The 10,267-nt window shown below is 70.7% G+C and carries 12 protein-coding genes; 9 read left to right on the top strand and 3 right to left on the bottom strand.

Going from position 1 to position 10,267, the window contains the following annotated elements; genetic code table 11:
- Positions 1–418: hypothetical protein (locus B0I31_RS41380; RefSeq protein WP_219910940.1), on the top strand; the 418-nt coding region annotated here is incomplete at its 5' end.
- Here the strand turns inward: B0I31_RS41380 and B0I31_RS34350 are convergent.
- Entirely contained in the window at positions 377–1,711 is a 1,335-nt protein-coding gene (locus B0I31_RS34350) for an AMP-binding protein (protein WP_106619563.1), read from the bottom strand. The genes B0I31_RS41380 and B0I31_RS34350 overlap by 42 nt on opposite strands.
- An 18-nt stretch (positions 1,712–1,729) precedes the next feature.
- Between B0I31_RS34350 and B0I31_RS34345 the strand changes: the two genes are divergently transcribed.
- The 5 genes from B0I31_RS34345 to B0I31_RS34320 all read left to right on the top strand — a co-directional run bounded on the left by B0I31_RS34345 (position 1,730) and on the right by B0I31_RS34320 (position 5,601).
- Complete coding sequence (locus B0I31_RS34345; RefSeq protein ID WP_106619562.1) at positions 1,730–2,188, top strand: MFS transporter; 459 nt, start codon at positions 1,730–1,732, stop codon at positions 2,186–2,188.
- Positions 2,189–2,201: 13 nt separating this feature from the next.
- Positions 2,202–2,666, top strand: coding sequence for a class I SAM-dependent methyltransferase (locus tag B0I31_RS34340; protein WP_106619561.1), 465 nt, complete (start codon positions 2,202–2,204; stop codon positions 2,664–2,666).
- 352 nt (positions 2,667–3,018) lie between these two features.
- Complete coding sequence (locus B0I31_RS34330; RefSeq protein WP_106619559.1) at positions 3,019–3,801, top strand: ABC transporter permease; 783 nt, start codon at positions 3,019–3,021, stop codon at positions 3,799–3,801.
- Positions 3,802–3,818: 17 nt separating this feature from the next.
- Positions 3,819–4,844, top strand: a complete 1,026-nt coding sequence (locus tag B0I31_RS34325) for a taurine ABC transporter substrate-binding protein (RefSeq protein ID WP_106619558.1) — start codon at positions 3,819–3,821, stop codon at positions 4,842–4,844.
- Complete coding sequence (locus B0I31_RS34320) at positions 4,837–5,601, top strand: ABC transporter ATP-binding protein (protein ID WP_106619557.1); 765 nt, start codon at positions 4,837–4,839, stop codon at positions 5,599–5,601. Before B0I31_RS34325 ends, B0I31_RS34320 begins: the two co-directional genes overlap by 8 nt.
- A gap of 123 nt (positions 5,602–5,724) precedes the next feature.
- Here B0I31_RS34320 and B0I31_RS34315 read toward each other — a convergent pair whose 3' ends face one another.
- Entirely contained in the window at positions 5,725–6,510 is a 786-nt protein-coding gene (locus B0I31_RS34315; protein ID WP_181320682.1) for an IclR family transcriptional regulator, read from the bottom strand.
- Between the two features lie 37 nt (positions 6,511–6,547).
- On the bottom strand, positions 6,548–7,471 hold the full coding sequence (locus tag B0I31_RS34310) for an ABC transporter permease subunit (protein WP_181320681.1): 924 nt from the start codon (positions 7,469–7,471) through the stop codon (positions 6,548–6,550).
- A 269-nt stretch (positions 7,472–7,740) separates the two neighbouring features.
- Between B0I31_RS34310 and B0I31_RS34305 the strand changes: the two genes are divergently transcribed.
- From B0I31_RS34305 to B0I31_RS34295, 3 genes are all read left to right on the top strand, one after another.
- Positions 7,741–8,502: a GntR family transcriptional regulator gene (locus B0I31_RS34305; protein WP_245950638.1), complete on the top strand. Its 762-nt coding sequence runs from the start codon at positions 7,741–7,743 to the stop codon at positions 8,500–8,502.
- A gap of 176 nt (positions 8,503–8,678) precedes the next feature.
- On the top strand, positions 8,679–8,897 hold the full coding sequence (locus B0I31_RS34300; protein ID WP_245950637.1) for a 4Fe-4S dicluster domain-containing protein: 219 nt from the start codon (positions 8,679–8,681) through the stop codon (positions 8,895–8,897).
- Between the two features lie 12 nt (positions 8,898–8,909).
- A complete protein-coding gene (locus tag B0I31_RS34295) occupies positions 8,910–10,259 on the top strand; it encodes an ABC transporter substrate-binding protein (RefSeq protein ID WP_106619553.1) in 1,350 nt (449 codons plus the stop codon).
- Positions 10,260–10,267: the final 8 nt, after the last annotated feature.

Raw genomic sequence — 10,267 nt, 5'->3', positions numbered from 1 at the left:
TCACCTCGAAGCCGAGCATCTCGTAGAACGACGCGATCTCGTCGATGGAAGGACAGGGCAGGGCCGGAATCGTCAGTTCGTTCGCCACCGCCCGAGGCTAAGCGCGATCCGGCCGAAACGACACGGAGCTATTTGCTCACGCGAACAGCAGCTGTTCGATGCGGTGGAGAGCGTCGGGCTTGCCGCGCTGCTGAAGCCGTTGTGGCACCTGACGTTGCGGCGGCCGGAGCTGGCGGAGCGCTTGGTGGCGACTGCGCCGGCGGCGTTGCGGACGTTCCCGACGCTGGAGGCCGGCCGCTGCCTGACCGACCACCCGGACTTGGTGCACCCGGCGGTGGAGCTACTCGCTTCGAACCGCGCGGAGTGCCGCAGGAATTCAAGGAAGGGCGGTGCCACGGGCTGCGCGTCCCGTCGGTGAGGCCAGTGCTCGACGGTCCACTTTTCCGTTGTCGTTGAGGGGGAGACGTGTCAGGTGGGTGTATCGACGGGGGATCATGTAGGCGGGGAGCGCGTTGTTCAGCCAGTCCGACAGTTCTACCGACTGGGTCGCGGTTCCGGTGTAGACGGCTGTCAGGTCTGCGTCTTCGACTGTGACGACGGCGTCCTGCACGTTGGGGTGCGTGCGCAGTGCCGCCTCGACCTCGCCGAGTTCGACCCGGTAACCGTGCACCTGCACCTGGGAGTCCAGCCGTCCCATGTGGACCAGTTCACCGTCGCCCAGGTCGCGCACGCGGTCGCCGGTGCGGTACCAGTGGGCCGGCGTCAGGGTGGTGGTGACGTCACAGGTACGGGCGGGCTGGTCGGGATTCGCCGGGGTGAAGGACACGAAGCGGTCGCGGTTGTGGTCGGTGTCCAGGTATCCGTCGAAGCGCTGAGGGCCCCGCACGCACAGTTCACCCGCCTCGGCGGGCAGGCCGTCCGGTCCGAGCACCACGTGTTCCAGGTGCGGGTAGCGGCGGCCGATCGGCACCGTGCCGTTCGGGGTCCGCGGCCAGTCAGCACGGTCGGCCGGGACGCGGTAGGCCGTGCAGGTGATGGTCAACTCCGTGGGCCCGTACAGGTTCTCGATGTGGCTGAACGGCGCCGCTTCGCGCCACGCGCCGGCTTGCTCGACGGTCAACTGCTCGCCCGCGAACAGGCTCCAGCGCAATCCGGGCATGGCACCGGCGGACAGGCTGCGCAGTCGTCCTGCGAGCGAGACGACCGAGGGAACGGAGAACCAGTGCGTGATGCCCCGGGAGTTGACGAAGTCGACCGGGGAGCGGACTTCCTCGGGCTCCGGCACGACCAGGGTGGCACCCGCGCCCCAGGCCACGAACAGGTCGAACACGGACGGGTCGAAGGTCAGGTCGAAGGTCTGCGTCAGCCGGTCGCCCGGGCCGACGCCGTACCGCTCGACGTTGTGCGCCACGTACGGGATCACGTTCGAGTGCTTGATCGGCACGCCCTTCGGCGTCCCGGTCGAGCCGGAGGTGAACAGGACGTAGGCGACGGCCGGATCGGACGCGGCCGCCGCGCCCTCCGCGTCCAGGGCCACCGGTCGTCCGTCGCGCAGCACGGTGCGCAGTCCGCTGTGCTGGGCGATCACATCGTTGCGCCGAGCGGGGAAGCGGGGGTTGAGCGGAACGACGGTCACCCCGGCCAGCTGGGCGGCGAGGTAGCCGACGTACGTCCCGGGCGTCCGCGTCGCCCACAGCCCGATGCGGCCCACCCTCGTGCGATCCTGCCGGTGGACGTGGCGGCGTTCGCCGTCGCCCTCGTGGGCGCACCACTGGCCCGCCGCTCACCCCGCGCGACCCTCGCGGTCTGCTTCCCGGCCACCGCGGCCTCCCTGCTGTGGCTGGCCCGGACACCGGTACCCGCCCACTACGTGCTCGACCTGCTGCTGCCACTGGCCGTGCTGGGCGTGTCCCTGACCACGGTCTTCATCGTCACCACCCACCTGGCGGTCGCTGACGTGGCAGAAGGCGACAAGGGCTTGGCGTCCGGCATCTTCGAGACCGCGAACCACCTCATCGGCGGCGCGATCGGCGTCGCCGTCTACGCCACCGTCCTCACCTCGATCTCGGACGGCGCCGGTGACCCGGACGGATTCCGCGGCGCATTCCTGGCGGCCGTCGTCCTGGTGGCGGTCCTCGGGTCGTTCGCGGTCTCGCAGGCCCGTACGCGCGCCACACCATCCGAGTAGGACTGGAGCACCCATGTCGAACCTGCCGGCGTCCGGTCGCCACCGCTGGAAGACCTTCTGGGCGAACCAGACCACGCCACTGCACGCCGCGGAGGACGAAGACGGCCCTCGCGAACTGGCGGGCGAACTCCGCCTGCTGTTCACCGAGCCCACGCGGGTGCTGGAGATCGGCTGTGGCAACGGTGCCCTGTTCACCCACCTCGGCTTCGACCGGGCGACCAGGTACCTGGGCGTCGACTTCTCACCGACCATGCTCGCCGAGTTCCGCGACCGCCTGCCCGGCACCGACCTGGTCACCGAGGACGGCGCCACCTTCCGGACCTCGGAGCGGTTCGACCTCGTCTTCCTGGGCTACGTGGTCCAGTACTGGGACCGCGGCCAACTCTCCCGACACCTGGCCAACGCCCGCGCCATGGTCACCCACCGGGGACGGGTCGTCCTGGCCGGATTCCCGTGGTCACGGATGCGCCTGGCCTAAGCGCGGGGCGACGTGCTCGGCGGCGACCTGACCGGTCACCACCGCCGCTCCCTGCCCATGACCGTCGTCGAACTCGCCCGCGAACTCCTGACACCCCGCGTCGGTCACTGGTACGACTTCTCCGACGTGCACCGACTCGCGGACCGCCACGGCTTCACGGCCTCGTTCCGGGGCAGCAACCAATACCCCTATCGTTTCCACGCCGTCCTGCACCCGCGGTAAGGGGCGGGGGTACCGCTACGACCTCGGTCCCCTGCCCTACGTGGCCGCCGAGGCGCAAGGGGTATCCGCTCGCATCCACAATGCGGGAACCTTTCCCACAGACTGTGCGTGGATCAGTACGTTGTCCGTCATGGTCAAGAGGGCGCTGCTGGTACGGGTGATCGCGGTCGCCGTGCTGCTGGCGGCGTGGTGGCTGGTGGCGCTGGCGACGATCTGGCCGCCCGCGATCCTGCCGGGACCCGGCCAGGTGTGGCACCAGCTCCTGTCCACCTCGGACGCCGCCAACGGGCAGGCCGGCTACGCCGGCTCGACGCTGGTCGAGCGGTTGGGGGTGAGCCTGCGCCGCGTCGGCTACGGCTGCGCGTACGGGATCCTGATCGGTGTCGTGCTCGGCCTGGCGATGGGGCTGCTCCCGGTCGTCCGGGCGATCACCGAGCCCGCCGTGACGTTCCTGCGCGCACTGCCGCCGCTGGCCTACCTGAGCCTGCTCGTGATCTGGTTCGGCATCGACGAGGAACCCAAGGTCTACCTGCTGATGGTCGCCGCGTTCCCGCCGGTCGCGGTGGCCACCGCGGCTGCGGTCGGCGGCGTGAACCGGCAGTACGTCGAGGCCGCGCAGGCTTTGGGGGCCGGCAGGTTCGAGGTGATCCGCGCGGTGATCCTGCCGGCGTCGGCGCCGGAGATCATCACCGGTGTCCGGCTGGCTGTCGGCATCGCGTACAGCTCGGTGGTTGCGGCCGAGACCGTCAACGGAGCGGACGGGATCGGCGGGATGGTGCTCAACGCCCAGCGCTACAACCAGACGGCCGTGGTGATCCTCGGTCTGTTCGTCATCGGCATCACCGGGCTGGTGATCGACTCGGTGATCGTGGCCGCGCAACGTGCCCTGTCACCGTGGCGTGGCCGGGTCTGACCCAGAGGAGTACCCCGATGTCCATTTCGCGCCGATACGCGCTGTCCTTGTTCGCCGCGGTACCGGTGCTCGCCGCGTGCGGTGTCGGCGGCTCGTCCTCCGGCAGCGGCGGCGGGAAGACCGTGCGGATCGCCTACCAGAACTTCGCCGACAGCACGCTGCTGGTGAAGGACCGGCAGACCCTGGAGAAGGCACTGCCCGACCACACGGTCAAGTGGACCGCGTTCGACTCCGGTGCGAGCATCAACACCGCGTTCCTCGGCGGCTCGATCGACCTCGCGGTGATCGGCAGCAGCCCCACCGCCGCCGGTCTGTGCCCGCCGCTGTCCATCCCGTACCAGGTGATCGAGCTGCTGAACGTCATCGGTGACAGTGAGGCCCTGGTCGTGCGCAAGGCCACCGGGATCACGAAGATCACCGAGCTGGTCGGCCGCAAGGTCGCCGCGCCGTTCAGCTCCACCGCCCACTACAGCCTGCTCGCCGCGCTGGAGCTGGCCGGGGTGGACGCCGGCCAGGTCACGCTCGTCGACCTCGAACCGCAGAACATCCAGGCCGCCTGGCAGCGAGGGGACATCGACGCCGCCTACGTCTGGACACCGGTGCTGAGTGTGCTGCAGCAGGACGGCGTGACGCTCACCGACAGCGCGAAGCTCGCCGCCGAGGGCAAACCGACGCTCACGTTCACGGTCGCCGGCAGGGACTTCGCCGCCGCCAACCCCGACGTGATCGAGGCGTGGCTCGCCGCGACGGACGACGCGCTCAAGCTGATCGGGACCGACCCCGGCACGGTCGCCGCCGCGGTGAGCCGTCAGATCGGCATCAGCACCGACGACGCGCTGTCGCAGCTCAAGCAGAACATCTACCTCGACCACGCCGAACAGCGCGGCCCGGACTACTTCGGCACGCCGGACCAGCCCGGCGAGCTGGCGGAGCGCCTGCACGACACGGCGCAGTTCCTGCGGCAGCAGAAGAAGGTCGACCAGGTGCCGGACCTGGCGACGATCCGCGCCGCGCTGCGGGTGCCGGGAGCCGGCGGTGCCTGAGCTCGTCGACCTGCGCGCGGTCGAGCACGCCTACCGGACCAAGGCGGGACCCGTGCCCGCGCTCGGTCCGCTGGACCTGCGGGTGGCGGCGGGGGAGTTCGTGGTCGTGGTCGGTCCCTCCGGATCGGGCAAGAGCACGCTGCTGCGGGTCCTGGCGGGGTTCGAGCGACCGTCCACGGGGGACATCACGTTGCTCGGCCACCCACCGGTTCCGGGCCGTGACGTCGGGGTGGTGTTCCAGCAGCCCAGGCTCTTCCCGTGGCGCACGGTCGCCGGCAACATCGGCGCCGCACTGCGGTGGGCGGACGTGCCGAAGCCGAACCGGCCGGCTCGGACGGCGGAACTGCTGTCGTCGGTCGGGCTCGGCGATCTCGGGACACGCCGGATCTGGGAGATCTCCGGTGGGCAGCAGCAACGCGTCGCCATCGCCCGCGCCCTCGCCGCGCAGCCGAGGTTGCTGCTCATGGACGAGCCGTTCGCCGCCCTCGACGCGCTCACCAGGGAACGGCTCCAGGAAGACGTGCGTTCGCTGGCCGAAGGCGATCGGGCGGTCGTGTTCGTGACCCACAGCGTCGACGAGGCGGTCTTCCTCGGCACCCGCATCATCGTGCTCACCGATCGGCCGGGCCGCATCGCGCTCGACCTGCCCATCGACCTACCCCGCCACGCGGTGCCGGCCGACGAGCTGCGTGGCTCACCGCAGTACGCGGCACTGCGCGGAGAAGTCGCCGCCGCCGTCCGGGCCACCGTGTCGTGAGGAGTTCCCGAGACCACGACGGCACTCCCGATCGAACCGACCACCGTCACGATCGGTGCCGCACTCGGCGACATCACCCCCGCACACCCGGTCGTGCCCGACCTGGAGGCCGAGCATCCCGGGCTAGTGCCCGGACGGTGCGACGAGCAGTGGGGCGATCCGGTGAGTGGTCTCGCCCAGCAGCGCGGCCAACTCGGGCAACCGGTTGTCGGTGATGCGGACGGTGGGACCCTGGATGGCGACGGCGCCGACCAAGCCGCCGCCGGGCTGGAGCACGGGCGCGGCGATGGCGCGGACGCCGGGGTTGCGCTCCTCGTCGTTGAGGGCCCAGCCGCGCTCGCGGACCAGTTCCAGCTCCCGCCGCAACTGGTCGCGGTCGGTGATCGTGCGGTGGGTCGCCCGGACGAGGTCGCCGAGCCGATTGATCTCGTCGTCGATGTCGCCGCTGTTGGCCAGCAGGCACTTGCCCATGGCCGACACGTGCACGGGCACCCTGCTTCCGGGCTCCTGGGAGAACCTCAGCGGCTGAGGGGATACCACATCCAGTACCACGCGCACCTCGTTGCCCGAGCGGATGCCGAGGTTGATCGATTCGCCGGTCACCGCGGCGAGTTCTTCGAGCAGCGGCAAGGTCTGTCGGTAGCCGAGCCGCTGTTCCGCCTTCCTGCCGAGCACGACCAGCGCGGGACCCAGCTGGTAGCGCTCGGTGCGCGGGTCCTGGATGAGCAGATCCGCCTCGGTCAGCGTGCGGGTGAGGCGGTGGGTGGTGCTCACGGTCAGGCCCGTCCGCTGGGCGAGTTCCGTGATGCTCACGCCGTGGTCGTCGACCTCGACGCAGCGCAGGACGCCCAGCGCGCGTTCGACCGCTTGGGCGCCGGACCGCGGCGGGCTGGATGGTGCGTCGGTCACGTCGGCATCTTCGCACATCAGCCCGCCGGGTCGCCCGTCATGCGCGGGTGGGCACGAGTGCCTCGGGTGGTGGTGGTCCTGCGGCGGAGACGGTGGGTGCTCCGGGAGCCGGCCGCACCCACAGGTGGTCGCCCACACCCGCGCCCAGCGCCTGCTGCTGGGTGCGGGTCATCGTGGCCGCCACCCGCTGCCCTCCGACCACCAGGTCCAGCCGGACCTCGAAGCCGACCCGGGTCGCCCGCTCCACCCGACCACGTGCCGCTCCTCCCGGGTCGGCCAGGTGCAGTTCGAGGTCGTGCGGTCGGATCAGCCGGTCGCCGAGCTGGGTGACCGGACCCAGGAAACGGCGACGAATCAGCACGACGCCGTACACCACCGCCCAGCGGATGGCGGGCAGCGTGATCCGGCGGAACACCTGCACGGCGTTCGCGCCGAGGCTTCGCGCGGCCTGCTCCTGCTCGTCGCCGATCTCCTGGACGACGGGGACCACCTCGCGGATCACCAGCGGGAGCGCGACGAACGCGGTCGCCATGACCATGCCGGGCATGGCGAAGACGACCTCGAACCCCGTGGCGTCGACGGCCGGCGCGAACCAGCCGTCCACACCGCCGTAGACGAGCACCAGCGAGAGGCCGACGACCACGGGCGACACCGACAGCGGCAGGTCGATCAGCGCCGACAGCGCCCGGCGGCCGGGGAAGCGGTACCGGACGAGCAGCAGTGAGATGCCCACCCCGAACACCGTGTTGACGACGACCGCGCTGAACGCGACCTGGGCGGTCAGCCACAGCGACCGGGTCACCAGCGGATCGGACAGCGCACCCGCCATCGCGTCGACCCCGTCGGCGAAGGTGGGCCTGGTGACGAGTGCGACCGGCCAGATGACCCCCAGCGCCAGGTAGACGATCACGATCCCGCGCAGCGCGTAGCGGGTCGAACGTCGTGCGGTGCGCTCAGCCACGGGAGCGATCTTCGCGAACGCCCGCACAGTACGGCGTCCAACACGATGTGGAAACAACTCCCACAATGCGGACGCCGAGGTGGTCGACCGGCACGTGGCCCGGGGCGAACCGGATCGCTGGTCCTCCCGGCGCGGGGGAACGGCTGTCCACGATGTGGACGTCGTCGGAAGTGGCGGAACAGGGCCGTAGTCGCAGGAAACGCCGGGAATCAGGTGGCGTAATGCGGTCGTTACAAAGGAAACCCGAGGACGGCCGCAGACTGTGCCGCGTGAACAGCCCGCGACCGAACCCCACCGAGCGGCGCCTGCGCGCCGACCGGGCGCGGCAGGCCGCCGACGTCATCCGCCAGCTCGTCGTCCAGCGCGCGTTCCCCGACGGCGTGCTGCCCGACGAGAGGTTCCTCGCGACCGAGTTCTGCGCGTCCCGCAACAGCATCCGCGAGGCGTTGGACCTGCTGCGCGAGGAAGGGCTGATCGAACGCGTGCCGGGCGTCAGCACGGTGGTGTTGGCGCAGAAGTACGCGCACGGCCTGAATCAGCTGATGGGGCTGGCCGAGACGCTGCACGAGCACGGCGAGGTCGGCAACGACGTGCGGGCGGCGGGGTTGGTCCGACCGCCCGGCCCGGTGGCACAGCGGTTGCGGCTCGCCGAGGGCGAGCAGGTGGTGTACGTGGAGCGGCTGCGCAGGCTCAACGGCCTGCCGCTGTCGTTGGACCTCACCTACCTCCCGCGCGACGTCGGGGAACCGCTGTTGGCGGAGGACCTGGAGAACCGCGACATCTTCTCGCTGATCGAGCGCACGACCGGCCGACGTCTGGGCACCGCGGAGGTGACGGTGGAGGCGGTGAACGCCGACCTGCACTCGGCCGCCGTGCTGGAGGTGCCGCGCGGGTCGGCGCTGTTGGTCGTCGAACGCCTGAGCCACCTCGCCGACGGCCGCCCGGTGGACCTGGAGTTCATCCGGATGCGCGGCGACCGGTTGACCATGCGCGCCGAGCTGCGGCGCACGCAGGCGGGGGAGGAGCGGTGAACGTCGCACCGCGGTTCCGCCTGCACGTCGACCTGCGCCGCCAAGCCAGCGCCATCTGTCGCTGACGTCGCGACACCCACTCCGCCGCGTCCGGTCCGGACGCGGTGCGATTCCGCTCGCCCACACCCACCTCGCCGCTGTCGAGGTGACGACTCCGGGAGAACACCGTGGCTCTGGTGAACAACCGCGCCGACGTGCCGGTGACCATCGACCAGTCGCTGTGCATCGAGGGCTGCCGCCTGTGCGTGGACATCTGCCCGCTCGACTCGCTCGCCATCAACCCCGAGACCGGCAAGGCGTTCATGCACGTCGACGAGTGCTGGTACTGCGGACCGTGCGCGGCGCGCTGCCCCACCGGTGCGGTCGAGGTCAACATGCCCTACCTGTTGCGCTGAAGGGGAACGACGATGCTCAAGCGAATTCTCTGCGCCGCACTGGTCGTCGCGGCGTCGACCTCGTGCGCCACCGGCGCGGCGTCGGCCGACGTGGTGCCCGTGGTGGTCGGCTACCAGTCCAAGACCATCAACACCGTCACCGCCGGCACGCTGCTGCGCGAGCTGGGCCACTTCGAGCGCAGACTGGCCGACCTCGGCGAGCGGACCGGCAAGAAGTACGAAGTCACCTGGCAGGACTACGACACCGGCGCACCCATCACCGCGCAGATGCTCGCCGGGAAGATCGACATCGGTTCGATGGGCGACTTCCCCCTGCTCATCAACGGCTCCCGCGCGCAGAAGCTCGGTGACGAGGGCACCCGCATGGTCTCGGTCACCGGCTACAACGCGCGCGGCGCGTTGAACATGGTCGTGGTGCCGCCGGACTCGACCGCGACCACGCTCGAGGACCTGGCAGGACAGAAGGTGTCCGCGAGCGTCGGGTCTGCCGGGCACGGAACGCTCGTCCGCGCGCTGGGCGACGTCCAGGTGACCGTGGAGAACCAGCAGCCCTCGGTGGGCGCCTCCGCGTTGCAGGCCGGCAACGTCGCCGCGTTGGCCCAGTTCGTCGCCTGGCCCGGACAGCTCGTGTTCGCCAAGCAGGCCAAGCTGCTCTACGACGGTGCGGCGCTCGACCTGCCGACGCTGCACGGTGTGGTGGTGCGCAACCCGTTCGCCCGGCAGCAGCCGGACGTCCTCGCCGAGTTCTTGCGCGCCCAGGACGATGCCACCCGCCACTTGCACGACAAGCCGCTCGACGCGGCGCGGATCGTGGCGAAGGCGACGGGTCTGCCGGTCGAGGTCGTGTACCTCTACAACGGTCCGAACGGCATCGCGACGTTCGACCTGAGCCTCAAACCGCTCCTGCGCGACGCGCTCAAGCAGGACGTTCCGCTGTTGAAGTCCATCGGCAACATCGACGAGCTCGACGTCGACCGGTTCATCGACGACGGCCCGCTCAAGGCCGCGGTCGGCGAGGGCGGCACGGACACCGTCAACCCGGCGAAGATCACCGGTGCGGACACCGCGTGCGGTGTCGACGTCACCGATCCGGCGACCGCGAGCGAGGTGTGGTTCGAGGGCGAGGAGACGACCCGCCCCGCGGCCACCCCGACGTGCCTGCTCAAGCTGATCAACCAGAGCGGCAAGAAGGTCCGCGTGGCGTACGTGCCCGACGCGGTGACCGGCACCCGGTGGTTCGCCGACCAGGCGCACTGGGTCCGCGAAGCCGACGGAACCCTGCTGCCGTTCACCACGCGGGCCGCGGTCCGGGGCGTCGTGCTGGACTACGCGCAGGCGCTGGCCGCGGCGGGCACACCGTGACGGCGCGG

The organism is Saccharothrix carnea (genome assembly GCF_003014735.1).
Lineage (GTDB): Bacteria > Actinomycetota > Actinomycetes > Mycobacteriales > Pseudonocardiaceae > Actinosynnema > Actinosynnema carneum.
This window is presented reverse-complemented; position numbering and strand designations above follow the sequence as displayed.

Coding starts and splice junctions, on each gene's coding strand:
- B0I31_RS34340 (WP_106619561.1), top strand. CDS start 2,202: ATGTCGAACCTGCCGGCGTCCGGTCGCCACCGCTGGAAGACCTTCTGG.
- B0I31_RS34330 (WP_106619559.1), top strand. CDS start 3,019: ATGGTCAAGAGGGCGCTGCTGGTACGGGTGATCGCGGTCGCCGTGCTG.
- B0I31_RS34295 (WP_106619553.1), top strand. CDS start 8,910: ATGCTCAAGCGAATTCTCTGCGCCGCACTGGTCGTCGCGGCGTCGACC.
- B0I31_RS34325 (WP_106619558.1), top strand. CDS start 3,819: ATGTCCATTTCGCGCCGATACGCGCTGTCCTTGTTCGCCGCGGTACCG.